Genomic DNA, 16,601 nt, shown 5'->3' with positions numbered 1-16,601 from the left:
CGTCACGTCCTCCTGCCGGAGACCGCCCCGCAGCTCTCGGACTGACTCCCGTGCCCGACCTTGATGCCGGCGGGGCCGCGACCGGAACGGGGACCGTGCTGCCGCGCTGTGGCTCAGGCGTCGATGATGACGGGGATGATGAGGGGCTTGCGACGGTGGGTGCGGAACGCCCAGTTCGCCACGGCGCGGGCGACGAGTTGTTCGAGTTGGTGGGCGTCCCCGACACCTTCCTCGGCCGCGGTGGCCAGGGTCTTCTCGATGACGGGGATGACGGGCTCGAAGGTGGTGTCGTCGTGGACGAAGCCACGGGCCAGGAAGTCGGGGGCCTCGGCGAGGGCGCCGGTGTCCGCGTCGACGATCGCCACCACCGTGACGACGCCTTCGGCGGCGAGGGTGAGGCGGTCCTTGAGGGAGGCTTCGGTGGCGCCGCCGACTTCCATGCCATCCACGTAGACGTTGCCGGCGGGGACCTTGCCGGTCACGGACGCGCGCCCGTCGACCAGGTCGACGACGACGCCGTCCTCCGCGATGACGACCCGCTCGGGGTCGACACCGGTACGGATGGCGAGGTCGGCGTTGGCCCGCAGGTGGCGCCATTCGCCGTGCACGGGCATGACGTTGCGGGGTTTGACGATGTTGTAGCAGTAGACGAGTTCGCCGGCGCTGGCATGCCCGGAGACGTGCACCTTGGCGTTGCCCTTGTGGACCACGTGGGCGCCCCACCGGGTGAGTCCGTTGATCACCCGGTAGATGGCGTTCTCGTTGCCGGGGATGAGGGAGCTGGCGAGCAGGACGGTGTCGCCCTTGCCGATGCGGATCATGTGGTCGCGGTTGGCCATCCGTGACAGCGCGGCCATCGGTTCGCCCTGGGAGCCGGTGCACACCAGAGTGATCTTGTGGTCCGGGAGCTTCTCCAGCTCCCTTGTGCTCACGACCAGACCGGACGGGACCTTCAGATAGCCCAGGTCACGGGCGATGCCCATGTTGCGGACCATCGACCGGCCGACGAAGGCCACCTTGCGGCCGTGCTGGTGGGCGGCGTCCAGGACCTGCTGGATGCGGTGCACGTGGCTGGCGAAGCTGGAGACGATGACCCGGCGCGGCGCGGTGCGCATCACCTGCTCGATCGCTGGGTTCAGCTCCCGCTCGGAGGTGGTGAAGCCGGGTACTTCGGCGTTGGTGGAGTCGGTGAGGAACAGGTCCACGCCCTCCTCGCCGAGTCGGGCGAAGGCGCGAAGATCGGTGATGCGGTCGTCGAGAGGGAACTGGTCCATCTTGAAGTCGCCGGTGTGCAGCACCATCCCGGCCCGGGTGCGGATCGCGACCGCGAGGCTGTCGGGGATGGAGTGGTTGACCGCCACGAACTCGCAGTCGAAGGGCCCGAAGCCGCGCCGGTCGCCCTCCCGCACCCGCACCGCGCGCGGCCGGATTCCGTGTTCCTTGAGCTTGGCCTCCAGGAACGCCAGCGTCAGCTTGGAGCCGACGACGGGAATGTCGGACCGCTCGCGCAGCAGGTACGGCACGCCGCCGATGTGGTCCTCGTGGCCGTGGGTGAGTACCACGGCCACGATGTCGTCCAGCCTGTCCCGGATCGAGGTGAAGTCCGGCAGGATCACGTCCACGCCGGGCTGGGTCTCCTCGGGGAACAGCACGCCGCAGTCGACGATGAGCAATTTGCCCGCGTGCTCGAAGACGGTCATGTTGCGGCCGATCTCACCCAGGCCGCCCAGGGCGATGACCCGCAGCCCTCCTTCGGGAAGGGGCGGGGCGGCTTTCAGCTCGGGGTGCGGATGACTCATACCCTGACGGTACCCGCAGAGCGGGACGGGTGATCCATTGCCTGTGCGATCTCCTTTCACCGGCGGAGCGGGGCACCCGCAGTGGGTGCCTCGGCACGATCGGATCACGCCGGGTCGGCCAAGGCGGCGAAAGCGGACAGGAAGAAGGCCCGTTCAGGCCGACCAGATCGACCCGCACACCGGTACCGGCCGGAGCGTCATGGTCACCGGTCCGGCCACCCCGATCACCGCCCACTGGAGGTGGTCCCTCAGGGGGACTCCTCCTCCCCTGGGCCGATATGGACGTGGACCGCGTCGTCGGCATTCTCGCCGAGCTCGTCACCGGCTACCGCCTTCAACGCTGGTCGCGCCCCAAGCAGGTTGTGACAGGCTCTCCGACCCTGGAGCGCCGTTGGCAGGGTCGCCGCTCTGGCCCGCGCCGGAGCCCGCTGCGAGAGTGGCCGTCTCATCGAACGCCGGCCGCGCCCGCCTGGAGCAGGCAGTGCCGACCCACTCCGGTATCGGCCGCGGCCTTGTCTTCGATCGCCTTGAGCGCGAAGGCGTCGACGTGGCCGAGCTCGCGGCCGTCTGGCAGCGCGTGGACCAGCCGACCTGATCCGCGTTCGTGTGGGGAGGGGCCGGTCACGCATGATCGGTGAGGCCCACCCGGAAAACAGTCGGCGGCGGGGAGAGGCCATGCCTCGCCGCCGCCTTGTGCAGAAGAAGGGCACGAAACTGCTGGATCACCACCGGCCGAGCCTCACGGGCGATCCAGCCCCTTCGTTCCGGTCGGGATGCTGGCGCGTTTTCGCTGGCGGCTTCCGTAATGCCGGTATAGCGTTGTGATCAGCAGTCGTGGTTCCGAAGTTCCGTTCGCCCGTGATCGCCATCACGGGCGTTCTTGCTGTTCAGCGCCTCTCCGGACCAGGGCGATCACCTCCCGGTCGCGCAGGGTGCGTGCCCGGTTTCCCTCAACGGAGGCAGTCATGGCCAAGGGCACAGTGAAGTGGTTCAACAGCGAGAAGGGCTTCGGCTTCATCGAGCAGGAGGGCGGCGGCCCCGACGTCTTCGCCCACTACTCCAACATCGCCAGCCAGGGCTACCGCGAGCTGCAGGAGGGCCAGAAGGTCGAGTTCGACGTCACGCAGGGCCAGAAGGGCCCGCAGGCTGAGAACATTCGCCCCGCCTGATCGCGCGCCCCGGTAAGGGCCCGGCATCCCGGCTTCGGGACGCCGGGCCCTCACCGTCTGCCGCAGTGGTCAGCGGGCCGGAGCCGATCGGTGTCTCGCGTGTCCCAACCGGCCCGACCGCACGGCCCGCCGGTTGCTCGGCAAGTCGGACCCGATCGACGCACATCCGCCGCGCGGGCCGTGCTCAGCGGTCACGCCCGGGCCCGGGCGAAATCCGGCGAAGGTCCGGTGCACAGCGCCCGGACGCTCAAGCCCACCAAGGAATCCGCGGTCGAGGCCCGCACCCGGGCGATCAACCAGCCCAAGGCCGTCCTGGTCATAGCCGACCCGCCCTGCGAGAGCGGTTGTCGAGCTTGGGCAATGCCGACTTGTCCCGCACCTGCGCGCGCCTCGGCCTACGTGAGGTGAGGGCGACGATGACGTGGTGGCCCGGGCCACCCACACGACGTTGCGCATGCCGGCCGAGCGCATCGAACAGCTCACCACGCAGATCGATGAGCTGAACCAACGCCTGACCCGGCTCGGTCGAACGCCATGCCACGCAGCCGCCGGCGCCAGTGGGTATTGGTCCGGACAGTGCCGCCGCCCTGCTGATCACGATGGGGACGATCCCAGGCGGCTGGGCACTGGGGCGTCGTTCGCTGCGTTGTGCGGGGTCAGCCCGGTCGAGTATTCGTCGGGCCTTCGGGCCTCGCGCCGACGATATGCCGCCCGAGAGGTCTTCAACCTGGTCAAGAAGGTATCCAGCGTCCCCCGTCATAGGGGCGTCCGTGATACGTGAGAGGGTCTGACGCGTGAGTGACACACCACCGAACACCCTGCAATACCGCTTCGACGGGCCAGAAGACGCCCCGGTTCTGATCCTGGGTCCCTCACTGGGTACGACATGGCACATGTGGGACCGGCAGGTCCCGGAGCTGGCCGAGCAGTGGCGCGTCTGCCGGTTCGACCTTCCGGGCCACGGCGGTGCGCCCGCCTACCCCGCGGGCTCCGTCACCGAGCTCACCGCCCGGCTGCTCGCCACGCTCGACGGCCTCGGCGTGCAGCGCTTCGGCTTCGCGGGCTGTGCCCTCGGCGGCGCGATCGGCGTCGAGCTGGCCCTGTGCCACCCGGAGCGGCTGGCCTCCCTGGTGCTGATCGCGGCCTCCCCCCGCTTCGGCACGGCGGACGAGTTCCGCCAGCGCGGGGTCGTCGTCCGCACCAACGGCCTGGACCCGATCGCCCGCAGCGCGCCCGACCGCTGGTTCACCTCCGGCTTCGCCGCCGCGCAGCCCGCGATCACCGACTGGGCGGTGCAGATGGTGCGCACCACCGACCCCGGCTGCTACATCGCCGCCTGCGAGGCGCTGGCCACCTTCGACGTACGGCCGGAGCTGGGCCGGGTCGGCGTGCCGACGCTGGTGCTGGTCGGCTCCGAGGACCAGGTCACCGGTCCCGCCGAGGCCCGCACCCTGGTCGCCGGGATCCCCGACGCCCGGCTCGCCGTCGTCCCCGGCGCCAGCCACCTCGTCCCCGTGGAGCAGCCCGCCGCGGTCACGGACCTGCTGGTGACCCACTTCTCCACCGCCTGGCAGCCGATCGCCGACCCGGGCACCGGCCAGACGGCCATCCCCGCCGCCCCGGTCAAGCCGGCCCTCGCCGCCGTGCCCGCGCAGGCCCCGCCGATCGCGCCGATCGCCGAGATCGCCCCGCCCGCCGCCCAGCCGCAGGCCGTGGGCCGGCCCGACCCGTACGACGCCGGGATCAAGGTGCGCCGGGAGGTCCTCGGCGACGCGCACGTGGACCGGGCGCTGGCGCAGGCCGACGAGTTCTCCGGGGACTTCCAGGAGTTCGTCACCCGCTACGCCTGGGGCGAGATCTGGGACCGCCCGGGCCTGGACAGACGGACCCGCAGCTGCATCACCCTCACCGCCCTGGTGGCCGGCGGCCACCTCGACGAGCTGGCCTCCCACACCCGCGCCGCGCTGCGCAACGGGCTGACCCCGGCCGACATCAGGGAGGTGCTGCTGCACGCCGCGGTGTACTGCGGCGTACCGGCGGCGAACAGCGCGTTCAGGGTGGCGCAGGAGGTCATCCGGGAGGAGACCACCCCCCAGGAGTGAGCGGGCGTCCCGGGCGGGCGGGAGGATGGGGCCATGAAGCTCACAAAGATGTCGCACGCCTGCGTCCGCCTCGAGAAGGACGGGCGCGCGCTCGTCCTCGACCCCGGCGGGTTCACGGAGGCGGACGCCGCCGTCGGCGCGGAGGCGATCCTGGTCACCCACGAGCACCCCGACCACTTCGACGAGGGCCGGCTGCGGGCCGCCCTGGACGCGAACCCGGCCGCCGAGATCTGGACCCTGAAGTCGGTCGCGGAGCAGATCTCGGCGGCGTTCCCGGGGCGGGTGCACACCGTCGGCCACGGCGACACGTTCACCGCGGCGGGCTTCGACGTGGAGGTCCACGGCGAGCTGCACGCGGTGATCCACCCGGACATTCCGCGCGTCACCAACGTCGGCTACCTGATCGACGGCGGCAGCGTCTTCCACCCCGGCGACGCCCTCACCGTGCCCGGCCGGCCGGTGGAGACGCTGATGCTGCCGGTGATGGCCCCGTGGAACAAGATCTCCGAGGTCATCGACTACGTCCGCGAGGTCCGCCCGCGGCGCGCCTACGACGTCCACGACGCCCTCCTCACCGACCTGGCCCGCCCGATCTACGACCGCCAGATCGGGCAGCTCGGCGGCGCCGAGCACCTGCGGCTGACGCCGGGCGACTCCGCCGAGGTGTGAGCCGCCCGACCCCCGGGCGGGACCGCGTTGTCGGTGCCGCCCGGTAGGTTGTGAGACATGCGCATCGCGACCTGGAACGTGAACTCGATCACCGCCCGCCTGCCGAGGCTGCTGGCCTGGCTGGAGAGCAGCGGCACCGACGTGCTCTGCCTCCAGGAGGCCAAGGTCGCCGAGGAGCAGTTCCCGTTCGACGAGCTGCGCGACCTCGGCTACGAGGCTGCGGTGCACGCCACCGGCCGCTGGAACGGGGTGGCGGTGCTCTCCCGTGTCGGCCTGGAGGACGTGGTCAAGGGCCTGCCCGGCGACCCCGGCTTCGACGGCGCGGTCGAGCCCCGCGCCGTCTCCGCCACCTGCGGCCCGGTCCGCGTCTGGTCGGTGTACGTGCCGAACGGCCGCGAGGTCGAGCACCCGCACTACGCGTACAAGCTCCAGTGGTTCGAGGCCCTGAAGGCGGCCGTCGCGGGCGACGCGGGCGGCAGCCGCCCGTTCGCCGTGCTCGGCGACTACAACGTGGCGCCGACCGACGACGACGTCTACGACCGGGCCGCCTTCGAGGGCTCCACCCACGTCACCCCGGCCGAGCGCGCCGCCCTCGCCTCCCTGCGCGAGGCGGGCCTGAACGACGTCGTCCCGCGCCCCCTGAAGTACGACCACCCGTTCACGTACTGGGACTACCGCCAGCTCTGCTTCCCCAAGAACCGCGGCATGCGCATCGACCTGGTCTACGGCAACGCGCCGTTCGCCGAGGCCGTCAAGGACGCGTACGTGGACCGCGAGGAGCGCAAGGGCAAGGGCGCCTCGGACCACGCGCCGGTCGTCGTCGACCTGGACGTGTAGGGCGGGTGGGACCCGCGGTCACAGCAGCCGCAGGTCCACCGACCCGGCCAGGGCCGCGAGGCCCGTGTCGCCGGGGTGCAGATGGTCCCCGCTGTCGTAGGCGGGCAGCATCCGGGACGGCCGCTCGGGGTCCCGGATCACCGCGTCGAAGTCGAGCACGCCGTCGAACACCCCGGCGCCGCGGATCCAGTCGTTCAGGGCGACCCGCTCGGCGTCGGCGGCGGTGGTGCACCGGGCCTCGCCCTCGCAGGGCAGGACGGTCGCCGCCAGCACCCGCAGCCCGCGCGCGTGCGCCCGGTCGGCGATCTCCCGCAGCCCGGCGGCCACCTGCTCCGCGCTCGCGCCCCAGCGCACGTCGTTCACGCCCTGGAAGACCACCACGGTCCGCGCCGAGGTCTGGGCGAGGACGTCCCGGTCGAGCCGGTGCACGGCGCTCACCCCGCCCGTGTCGGTGGACACCCCGTCGCCGGGGTAGCGGTCGCCGACCACGCGGTTCGCCGAGATGCCCTGGTTGAGCACCCCGTAGTCCGGCACCTCCCGCTGGGCCAGTAGCCGCCGGGCCAGCGCGTCGGGCCAGCGCCGGTTGGCGTCCACGGTCGACTTGTCGCCGTCGGTGATCGAGTCGCCGAGCAGCACCACCGACCCCGGCCCGCCGCCCACGTCCACCCCGGTGAGCAGCGGCCAGCTCGTGATGACCGTGGTGTACGCGGCCGCCGAGCCGTCTGCCGCGTGGTCGCCGGCCTCGCTGACGTACGACCGCTGCTGTGCCAGCCGGTGCACCGGCGCCGCCGGCACGGTGCCGGGGAGGTGGAAGCTGACCAGCAGGTTGGTGTCCGGCGGCACGTCGAAGTCGACCGGGTCGGTCCAGGCCTGCGCGCCCGCCGGGATCTCGACGCCCGCCGCGCCCCGGAACCTCAGCGGCACCGGGGTGCCGCGCGCCGCCGCGCCCGACGCCTGCACGGCGACCGTGGCGCCTCCGATCCGGACCGGCGCGGTGGCGAAGGTGTTGTCGAAGCGCAGCCGCACCCGTGGGCCGCCCGCCGAGGTGTGCACCACCAGCCGCAGCGTCCGGTCGGTCCACGGCCCGACGGCCGGATACCCGGCGGTCGCGGTCGCCCAGCTGCCGGTCCAGCCGGCGGTGCCGGCCCGCACCGACACCGCGAACACATGGAGTCCGGCCGCGCTCGGCAGTGTCACGGAGGTGACCTGGCGGCCCGGCACGATCGGCACCGTCACCACGTACAGCCGCGCCTTCTCGGAGAGTTGGCCGCCCGGAGTGTTGATGTGCGGCAGGGCCACCGCCTTGGTGGCGAGCGGGCCCCGGCGCCAGTCGGGCGCGGTGAGCAGATACGGGGAGGCGGAGCCGTCGGCGTACCCGACCGTGCCGGAGCCGGTCACGTCCTGCCCGGCGCTGCCCGCGACCAGGAAGGCGAGGGCGTCGCCGCGGCCGTGTACGCGGACCTTCTGTCCGCCGGCGACGACGTTGTCCGGCTCGCCGGGCGCCGGACGCGCCCAGGTCAGCCGGGCGCCCTGCACGGTGAGCGCACGGCCGCGCGTCCAGCCCGCGGCGGTGAGGTCCGCCGCCGACAGGGAGGCGCCGCTGCCGTCGAAGTCCGCCTCGGCGGGGCGGGCGTCGTCGCTGACGGCCGTGTTGTCGAACAGCCGGGTGATCGGCTGCGGCCCGGTCCGCCGTTCGTCCTCGGCTCCGGCGGCTGCGGTGGGTACCGTCACCGCGCACAGGAACAGGACGACCACGAGCCCGCGGAACCCTCGGCGCACCAACCGGACCTCCCGACACAGCAGACACGGACACCGCATCGTGAAGCTAGGCAGGCGTCAGGGACCCGTCAACGAACGGTGCGTCAACACGGCGTGAAACCGCCCGCAGGCGTGGTTTGGAGGGGGCGCGCCCGGTGGTGCGTCCGAGGGTGTGAGTGACAGGCTGGGCATATGAACATCCCTTTCCTGGGCAACCGGCGCACGCGGCGAGGGGCTCCCGATCCCGAGGGCATCGCCGGACTCCTGGCCGAATGCGAGCTGCTGCGCTCCCAGGCGGGGCGGGCGGGGGTCCGGCTCGACGACACGGTCGCCTCGCTGGAGGCGCTGGACCAGGTGGTGCCGCGCTGGCGGGACGACGCGGAGACCCTGCCCTGGCTGGGCAACGACGCAGGTCTGTACCTGGGCACCGTCGTGGTGCGGACCGTGCCGGGCGCCGCCTGGGGGTTCCGGTCCGACGGGCAGCCGGTCGTCCGGCTCGCCTCCGGGCGGGAGGTCGACGTGGTGGCCGCCGGACAGGAGTGGGCGGCCAGCGGGGTGCCCGAGCTGTCGCAGCTGTATGCCGAGGTCGCGGAGGCCTGAACAGGCCTGCTGACGTAAATACGGCTTATGCCCGAAAGGTGCGTGTCGCTCCTTAACTCCCTTCTGTGATGGATAGTTTCGGCAGCCGGACAGAGCCGAGAGTGGGGACCCCGAGCATGGTCGTCGATCCGTTGACCGAGCCGCGTGATGTCGACGAAGGGGGCGGATGAGTCCTCCACGGGCGAGCCCGCCGCACCGGACGTCGACTACGATGTGCCGTTCGTCCCCGTGGTGATGGCGGGCTCGCCGTTCCGCGTAGGGAGGCGTGGACCGTGAGGGGGCAGCGGTACCCAGAGCCGGGCCGTCCGGCCGCGGCCGCCGATCACTGCTCGCGCAACGGCACCGACACGTACGACGGGTCGGCCGCCGGCGAGGAGAAGGTCAGCCGTGCGCCGGACGGGTTGTGCTCGACGTAGAGCGGGTCGACCGTGTCGACGACCAGGGCGAGCCGGTGCCCCGCCGGGACGTCGTAGGCCGTGGAGAACAGTTCCAGGTCGACGGTGAACGGCTTTCCGGGCGTCCGTCCGTGGAAGGTGTACGGCGCGTTGCTGACCAGCTTGCCGAGGCCGAGCGGGCCCACGTCGTAGAGGTAGGCGACGAGGGTTCCGCTCTCCTCGGTCGGGGTGACCGTGGTGTGCAGGTCGGCGGTGCCGCGCACCTGCTGGGCGGTGGCGTACTTCTCCGACTGCCAGACGGCGGCCCAGCGGCGGGGGAGCAGGGGGATCGAGGCGGTCGGGGGGACCCGGGCGAGCTGGTCGAGGATGCCGGACAGGAAGACGATCCCGCCGTCCGCTCCGGAGTTGACGTTGGTGTGGATCGTGGTGCTGCCGCCGAGGGCGATCTTCCGTTGGGTCGCGGCGACCGACTTCCAGTCGGGGTAGTCCTCGTAGCCGCCCGACGAGCGGGGCTTGAGCCGGACCGGCTGTTCACGGTCGATGCCGTTGTCCTCGCCCTTGAGATGGTGGTCGAACCAGCGCTCGGTGTCGGTCCACACGTCGTTGGGCAGCCCGAGCAGGCCGGTCGCCTCGGCGGTGGCGTGGTCGCCGGGGCGCAGCTGGAGTCTCTTCGGACCGGTCAGCTTCTCGTAGAAGTCGGCGTACTGGTTGGGCGGGAAGATCGTGTCGCCCCAGGCGTTGGCGAGCATGACGGCCGTGCCGTGGTCGTTGATCCGGTCGACGTGGGCCGCGGGGGAGCGCTTGGCACCCCAGGCGATCATCTCGTCCTCCTTGTCGAGGTTCGACGCGAAGAAGTCCTTGAAGATCTGCTGGAGTTCGGCGCTCGGGCGGCCGGTGATCCACCCCGCGCCCTGGAGCAGGGCGGCCGCCTGGGTGTGCTGGGTGCGGCCGGAGTAGATCGAGTCGATCAGGTCGGCCCAGCCGCTGAGCGCGGCGACCGCCTTGACCCGCTCGTCGTGCGCGGCGGTGAGCAGGCTGATGCCGGCGCCGTAGGAGACGCCCGCCATGCCGACGTTGCCGGCGTCGGACGGGGTGTGGGCCAGCGCCCAGTCGATCACCTTCGAGGCGTCGGCTATGTCGGGCGGGCCCGCGACCTCTATGTGGCCGCCGGACTGCCAGAACCCGCGCACGTTGTAGGTGACGACCACATACCCGGAGTCGGCGAGCCGCTGCGCCTGGGCCAGGTACTCGATCTGGGGCGTGGCCCAGCTCGTGGGGAGCACGATCAGCGGGTAACGGCGGGAGCCGTCCGCGCCGGCGGGCGTGACGACGTTCGCCTTGAGCGTCGTGCCGCCGTCGCCGGTGATGTCGACGAACCGGACGCCGGTCGGCGCGGCGTGCGCGGCCGGCGCCGCGGTGAGGACGCTGCCGGCGATCAGGGTCGCGGAGACGGCGCCGACGGCGGTCGTGCGCAGGGCCTTGCGATGGTGTCCCACGGGTCACTCCTCACTCGTGTCAGTGCAAAGTGACCCGACGGTAACCTCGGCTGCTTACCAGGGGTAACCTATCGGTGAGTTACGTGAAAGTAACAATCATTGAAGGGCGGATCGCTAGGAGGCGCGGTGCGAGGTCCGGGGCGCCGCCGCCGGAAGCGGGGCCTGCGCCGCCCGCGTCACGTCCGCCACCAGCTCCACCACGTCCGGGCCGTACGCCTGGGAGTTGACCACCTTCAGCAGCAGCACGAACGAACCCGTGCCGTGCTTGCGGGACAGCCGCTCGTGGTGCCGGGCCAGATAGCGGGTCGCCGCCTGGTTGGTGATCGCCCGCTGTCCGCAGAAGAGGAACACCGGGCGGGCCTTGCGGTTCTGGCCGTCCGTCAGCCGGGCCAGCAGCACGTACTCGGTGCGGCCCGGCTCCAGACGGTAACGCTCGGAACCGATCTGGAACGCGCCCCGGTCCGGACCCGGCTCCGCGTCCACGTTGACCCGCACGCCCGGCAGCATCGCCGCCATGTGCGCCGTCATCCGCCGATTGGACGCCGGCCCGCCCACACAGAACTCGGTGCGCTCGCCGAAGCCCGGCTGCGCCGTGTCCTGCGTGACGATCTGGACGTGCGCGCCGCACTCCTTGACGAGCGCCGACAGCTCCAGCAGCGCGAAGACGTCGAAGCGGTGCACGGCCGGTTCGGCGGCGGCCGGGTCACGGTTGACGACGAGCAGGGACTCCGCGTTGTCCGGCAGCCCGAAGAACGCCTGCTTGCGGCGGAGCTTCCGCTTCCAGAGGTAGGTCCGGGCGAGCCAGCCCAGGGCGGCGCTGATCCCCGCCGCGATCACACCCAGGACCATGTTGCGCACGTCGTCAGTCATGGGCGCGCATGCTAGCGGGCCGCGGCAAACCCGTGTTCGACACCCGCGAGTTGCGCTCCTGACGGGGCCATGCGGATGGATTAGGCTGCGCGGACGGTCCCAGACTGGAGGTGCGGATGCGTCGCCCTGTCGTGCGGAATCTGACGGTCCTGGCGGTGTCGGCCGCCGTGGTGTCGGTGGGAGCGGCCGCCCCGCCCGCCCCGGCCGCCGAAGAGATCCCGGCCACCGAGAAGGTGCCGGTCGCAGTCGGCCACGGCGGTGCCGTGGCCAGCGTCGACCCGGACGCCTCCGCCGCCGGCATCGAAGTGCTCAGGAACGGCGGCAACGCCGTCGACGCGGCCGTCGCCACCGCCGCCGCGCTCGGCGTCACCGAGCCGTACTCCGCGGGCATCGGCGGAGGCGGCTACTTCGTCTACTACGACGCCAAGTCCCGCACCGTGCAAACGCTCGACGGCCGAGAGACCGCGCCGCTGACCGCCGACTCCGGTCTCTTCCTGGAGGACGGCAAGCCCATCCCCTTCACCGAGGCCGTCAGCAGCGGCCTCGCCGTCGGCACCCCCGGCACGCCCGCCACCTGGCGGACCGCGCTGGACAGATGGGGCAGCGAACGGCTCGGCACCCTGCTCAAGCCCGCCGTACGGCTGGCCCGCGACGGCTTCACCGTCGACGCCACCTTCCGCGCGCAGACCGCCGCCAACGAGACCCGGTTCCGCCACTTCCCGGACACCGCCGAACTGTTCCTGCCCGGCGGCCAACTCCCCGTCGTCGGCTCGACGTTCAAGAACCCCGACCTCGCCCGCACCTACGAGGAACTGGCCCGCAAGGGCGTCGGCGCGCTCTACCGCGGCGACCTCGCCGACGACATCGTCGACACCGTCAACAAGCCGCCCGTGGACCCGGGTTCGAACTGGAACGCCCGCCCCGGCGACCTCTCCGCGAAGGACCTGGCGGCCTACCGCGTCAAGCACCAGGCACCCAGCAAGACGTCGTACCGCGGGCTCGACGTCTACTCGATGGCGCCCTCCTCCTCCGGCGGCACCACGGTCGGCGAGGCCCTCAACATCCTGGAGCGGACCGACCTCTCCGAGGCGAGCGACGCCCAGTACCTGCACCGCTACATCGAGGCCAGCCGGATCGCGTTCGCCGACCGCGGGCGCTGGGTCGGCGACCCCGCCTTCGAGGACGTACCGACCAAGGAGCTGCTGTCGCAGCGGTACGCCGACTCGCGCGGCTGCCTCATCAAGGACGACGCGGTGCTCACCAGCCCGCTCGCGCCGGGGGACCCGCGCGACCCGGTGGCCTGCGGCGCCGGCGGCACGGCGGCGCCTACGACGTACGAGGGTGACAGCACCACGCACCTGACGGTCGCCGACAAGTGGGGCAACGTCGTCTCCTACACCCTCACCATCGAGCAGACCGGCGGCAGCGGCCTCACCGTGCCGGGCCGCGGGTTCCTCCTCAACAACGAGCTGACCGACTTCTCCTTCGCCCCCGCCAACCCGGCCGTCCACGACCCGAACCTTCCCGGCCCCGGCAAGCGGCCCCGGTCGTCGATGTCGCCGACGATCGTGCTGGACCGCCACGACCGGCCGGTCGTCGCGCTCGGCTCGCCCGGCGGCGCCACCATCATCACCACCGTGCTGCAGACCCTGACCGGGTTCCTCGACCGCGGCCTGCCGCTCGTCGACGCCATCGCCGCACCGCGCGCCAGCCAGCGCAACGCAGCCCGGACCGAACTCGAACCCGGCCTGTACGACAGCGCCCTGCGGACCGAACTGGAGGGCATCGGCCACGCCTTCCGGCCCAACCCGGAGATCGGCGCCGCGGCCGGCGTACAGCGACTGCCCGGCGGCAAGTGGCTCGCGGCGGCCGAGACGGTACGGCGGGGCGGGGGCTCGGCGATGGTCGTGCGGCCGGCGTCCTAGACCGCGCCGCGAGGCCGGCCGGGGTAAGGGTCTGACAGATCGTCTTCGGGACGGCTACGATGTCCGCGATGATGAACTTCTCCTCATACGGATTGGAGGACTCGTCCGCGCAAGGTGAGTGCTGATGGCACATCACTTCGCGAACGAGATTCCCTCCCGGCTGTCGATGTGGCAGCGCGTGCGTGAGTACGCCGTGCCACCGTCCATGATCGAGACCGCGACCGCACGGCGTGCGGTCGGTGACTGGGCGGGGGCCTGTGCCGCCGCCCGGATCGACGTCGACCTCGATCTGCGCGCCGTGCGCGACCGCCACGGCACCGACCTCGTCCACCGCCTCCGCGCGGACCTGCGCCGACTGGCGCCGGACCTGCTGCGCTGGCACATGCCCCGAATCGCCCCCGACGGGCGGCTCCGGCCCGGCCTCACCCTCTCGCTGGCCCGTTACCGCGGTTCCGGCGCCACACAGCTGGAACTGGTGGTGCGGACACCGCCCGCCTGGGCGGACGCCGGACAGCGGATGTCCCTGGCCCTGTGGGAGGGCTCCGCGCACGGCGCCCCACGGCACCACCCGCACCCGCACCCCGAGCGGCGTTTCCGGCTCGACCTGCACCGGCACCTGTGGGACGCCGCGCGCAGCGGCGAACTGGCGTGGCGGTGCCGCACGGACGCGGCCCCGCCCCCGCCTTCGCCCGGCCTGCCCGCCGAACCCGACGCCCCCTGGGCGACGGGGCGTTGGGCCGCCGAGGCGGAACTGCTGCTGCGGGCCGAAGGGCGCCCCCGCGGGGCGTTCGCCGTGCGGCTCGGCGCCCGCAGCCGCGCCGTGCTCGAACTCGTCGCTCCCGACGACAGTCATGCCCCGGTGTTCCGGCCGGTGCGCGAGGAGCCGCCACCGCAGGAGGCCGCGGCGCTTCCCCTGCTGCCGGAGGCGGCGGCCCGGGTCCTGCCCGATCTGGAACTGCTGCGGGCCGGGCTCGTCACGGCCGAGCGGCTGCATCCGCTCGTCGCCGCGGCGCTCCCGGCGTACGACCGGACACCGGACGCCGGCCCCGCCCCCGGCCCCGCCCCCGAGCCCGGTGACCCGCACCGGGTGGAATGCCGGGGCGCGGTCCACCGGATCGCGCTGCGGGACGGGACGCTGACGGCGGTCGACCACGACCCGGTCGAGCTGCGCAGGGAGGAGCTGCTGGTGGCGCTCGGCGGGCCGGCGCTGCCCTGCCTGCGCGCGATCGACGCGGTGCACCGCAGCCCGGAGGCGCTTCCGGCCGTCCGGGAACGGCTTCGCCACGGCGATGTCACCGGGGCGCTGGCCGTGGTCGAAGGGCTGCTCGGTCCCGCCGCCGTCCTGCGCGACGGGCCGCTGCGGGACGAACTGGAGTCGGCCGCGGCCCGCCGCGTCGACCACGGGCTCTTCCGCTCGGGGCTGGTCGCCGTGCACCCCGCCGCCGACGCGGCGCACGGCGGGACCGCCGAGGGCGGGGAGCACGCGGAGGCCGGCCACCGCCCCCGGCTCGACCGCCATACGCCTCACCTGATGCGCCGCAAGCGCACCGGCCGGGGCCGGCCCCGCACCGCCTGCTGACCACCGCGGAAGTCCCGCACCCACACCGCGCACAAGTGCGTCGTACGCCCCCCAAGACCTCCGGCCGGGCCCGTCCCGTGCCGTTCCTTCTCCCACCCCAGGTGATGACCATGACTCCCGGCATCCTGTCGTCCGCCGCCGCCCCCGCTCCCGCTCCCGGTGAACCGACGACCGGCGCACAGCTCGCCCTCGCCGACGACCTCCTCGGCCTGCTCCGCACGACCACCACCGAACCGCGCCCCGACGAGCAGCTCGAAGCGCTCACCCTGGCCGTCGCGGCCGACCTGCCCGTGCTGCTCTGGGGCGAGCCGGGCATCGGCAAGACCGCCGCCCTGACCCAGCTCGCCGCCTCCCTCGACCTGCCCCTGACGACCGTGATCGCCAGCGTCCACGAGCCGTCCGACTTCTCCGGGCTGCCCGTCGTGGGCGACGACCCGGCGGTGCAGGGCGTGCCGATGGCGCCACCGCAGTGGGCCGTGGAGCTGGTGCGGGCCGGGCGTGGCCTGCTCTTCCTCGACGAACTGTCCACCGCCACCCCGGCCGTCCAGGCCGCACTGCTCCGGGTCGTCCTGGAGCGGAGGGTCGGCGCGCTGCAACTGCCGCCCGGAGTGCGGATCGTGGCCGCCGCCAATCCGCGCGCGTCGGCGGCGGACGGATGGGAGCTGAGCCCGCCGCTGGCCAACCGGTTCGTGCACCTGTACTGGGTGCACGACCGGGACGTGGTGGTGCGCGGGCTGGGCGGGGTCTGGCCGCGCGCGGAACTGCCCCGGCTGGTGCCGGAACGGCTGCCGGAGGCGGTGGCCCTCGCCCGGCGCGCGGTCTGCGGCTTCCTGGAGGTCCGGCCGACGCTGATCCACCGGCTGCCCAGCACCGAGACGCGGCGCGGCGGTGCCTGGCCCTCGCCCCGCAGCTGGGAGGCCGCGCTGACGCTGCTGGCCTTCGGCACGGCGGCCGGTGTCTCCCGCGACGTGCTCGCGCTGCTGGTGCGGGGCGCGGTGGGGGACGGCCCGGGGCTCGAACTCCTCGCCCACCTCGACCGCATGGACCTGCCGGACCCGGAGTCGCTGCTCGCCGACCCGGCCCGTGCGGAACTCCCCGAGCGGGGCGATCTGCGCCAGGCGGCGCTGGAGGCGGTGGTCGCCGCCGTCGGGGCACGCCCCGAACGGGACCGGTGGGAGGCCGCCTGGGCGGTCCTGGTCCGCGCCCTGGAGACCGGCGCACCCGACCTGCTGGTCGCCCCGGCCACGACCCTGGCCTCGCTGCGGCGCGACGACTGGGAGGTGCCGGAGACGGTGGAGCGGCTGGCCTCGGTGGTCGGTCTCGCCCGGCGCGCCGACCGGTCGGTGCGGCGGGCCGAGGCGGCGGGCCACGCCGGGCGCGCGACGGCGGCGAGCCGATGACG

General features: G+C 73.0%; 14 protein-coding genes. 10 read left to right on the top strand and 4 right to left on the bottom strand.

Annotated elements, in window-relative coordinates; genetic code table 11:
* Positions 1 to 113: 113 nt before the first annotated feature.
* Positions 114 to 1,799: a ribonuclease J gene (locus ACSU6L_RS07095; RefSeq protein ID WP_437054634.1), complete on the bottom strand. Its 1,686-nt coding sequence runs from the start codon at positions 1,797 to 1,799 to the stop codon at positions 114 to 116.
* 436 nt (positions 1,800 to 2,235) lie between these two features.
* Between ACSU6L_RS07095 and ACSU6L_RS07090 the strand changes: the two genes are divergently transcribed.
* The 6 genes from ACSU6L_RS07090 to ACSU6L_RS07065 all read left to right on the top strand — a co-directional run bounded on the left by ACSU6L_RS07090 (position 2,236) and on the right by ACSU6L_RS07065 (position 6,576).
* Positions 2,236 to 2,394, top strand: coding sequence for a hypothetical protein (locus tag ACSU6L_RS07090; protein WP_437054632.1), 159 nt, complete (start codon positions 2,236 to 2,238; stop codon positions 2,392 to 2,394).
* Between the two features lie 370 nt (positions 2,395 to 2,764).
* Positions 2,765 to 2,968, top strand: a complete 204-nt coding sequence (locus ACSU6L_RS07085; RefSeq protein WP_014670069.1) for a cold-shock protein — start codon at positions 2,765 to 2,767, stop codon at positions 2,966 to 2,968.
* Positions 2,969 to 3,422: 454 nt separating this feature from the next.
* Positions 3,423 to 3,749: a transposase gene (locus ACSU6L_RS07080; RefSeq protein ID WP_437064805.1), complete on the top strand. Its 327-nt coding sequence runs from the start codon at positions 3,423 to 3,425 to the stop codon at positions 3,747 to 3,749.
* 13 nt (positions 3,750 to 3,762) lie between these two features.
* Positions 3,763 to 5,070, top strand: coding sequence for a bifunctional 3-oxoadipate enol-lactonase/4-carboxymuconolactone decarboxylase PcaDC (gene pcaDC, locus ACSU6L_RS07075; protein ID WP_437054630.1), 1,308 nt, complete (start codon positions 3,763 to 3,765; stop codon positions 5,068 to 5,070).
* Positions 5,071 to 5,103: 33 nt separating this feature from the next.
* The gene (locus ACSU6L_RS07070) at positions 5,104 to 5,739 is read left to right on the top strand and encodes an MBL fold metallo-hydrolase (RefSeq protein ID WP_437054628.1); all 636 of its coding nucleotides are present in this window, start codon (positions 5,104 to 5,106) and stop codon (positions 5,737 to 5,739) included.
* Positions 5,740 to 5,796: 57 nt separating this feature from the next.
* Positions 5,797 to 6,576, top strand: a complete 780-nt coding sequence (locus ACSU6L_RS07065) for an exodeoxyribonuclease III (protein ID WP_437054626.1) — start codon at positions 5,797 to 5,799, stop codon at positions 6,574 to 6,576.
* An 18-nt stretch (positions 6,577 to 6,594) separates the two neighbouring features.
* Here the strand turns inward: ACSU6L_RS07065 and ACSU6L_RS07060 are convergent, their stop codons facing one another.
* Positions 6,595 to 8,394 (bottom strand): GDSL-type esterase/lipase family protein, encoded by a 1,800-nt coding sequence (locus ACSU6L_RS07060; protein ID WP_437054624.1) that lies wholly within the window; start codon positions 8,392 to 8,394, stop codon positions 6,595 to 6,597.
* 132 nt (positions 8,395 to 8,526) lie between these two features.
* Here ACSU6L_RS07060 and ACSU6L_RS07055 point away from each other — a divergent pair, with 132 nt between their 5' ends.
* Positions 8,527 to 8,934, top strand: coding sequence for a DUF6278 family protein (locus tag ACSU6L_RS07055; RefSeq protein WP_437054622.1), 408 nt, complete (start codon positions 8,527 to 8,529; stop codon positions 8,932 to 8,934).
* A 322-nt stretch (positions 8,935 to 9,256) separates the two neighbouring features.
* On the opposite strand, the gene ACSU6L_RS07050 is transcribed toward ACSU6L_RS07055, so the two are convergent.
* Both ACSU6L_RS07050 and ACSU6L_RS07045 read right to left on the bottom strand, forming a co-directional pair.
* The gene (locus tag ACSU6L_RS07050) at positions 9,257 to 10,825 is read right to left on the bottom strand and encodes a CocE/NonD family hydrolase (protein WP_437054620.1); all 1,569 of its coding nucleotides are present in this window, start codon (positions 10,823 to 10,825) and stop codon (positions 9,257 to 9,259) included.
* 114 nt (positions 10,826 to 10,939) lie between these two features.
* Positions 10,940 to 11,695 (bottom strand): hypothetical protein, encoded by a 756-nt coding sequence (locus ACSU6L_RS07045; protein ID WP_437054617.1) that lies wholly within the window; start codon positions 11,693 to 11,695, stop codon positions 10,940 to 10,942.
* 116 nt (positions 11,696 to 11,811) lie between these two features.
* Between ACSU6L_RS07045 and ggt the strand changes: the two genes are divergently transcribed.
* The 3 genes from ggt to ACSU6L_RS07030 all read left to right on the top strand — a co-directional run bounded on the left by ggt (position 11,812) and on the right by ACSU6L_RS07030 (position 16,599).
* The gene (gene ggt / locus ACSU6L_RS07040) at positions 11,812 to 13,620 is read left to right on the top strand and encodes a gamma-glutamyltransferase (protein ID WP_437054615.1); all 1,809 of its coding nucleotides are present in this window, start codon (positions 11,812 to 11,814) and stop codon (positions 13,618 to 13,620) included.
* 124 nt (positions 13,621 to 13,744) lie between these two features.
* Positions 13,745 to 15,199 (top strand): hypothetical protein, encoded by a 1,455-nt coding sequence (locus tag ACSU6L_RS07035; protein ID WP_437054613.1) that lies wholly within the window; start codon positions 13,745 to 13,747, stop codon positions 15,197 to 15,199.
* Between the two features lie 110 nt (positions 15,200 to 15,309).
* On the top strand, positions 15,310 to 16,599 hold the full coding sequence (locus ACSU6L_RS07030; protein WP_437054611.1) for an AAA family ATPase: 1,290 nt from the start codon (positions 15,310 to 15,312) through the stop codon (positions 16,597 to 16,599).
* Positions 16,600 to 16,601: the final 2 nt, after the last annotated feature.

It is taken from the genome of Streptomyces sp. enrichment culture (genome assembly GCF_964272855.1).
Lineage (GTDB): Bacteria > Actinomycetota > Actinomycetes > Streptomycetales > Streptomycetaceae > Streptomyces.
The sequence above is the reverse complement of the archived record's forward strand: the minus strand, read 5'-3'. Positions and strand labels throughout refer to the sequence as shown.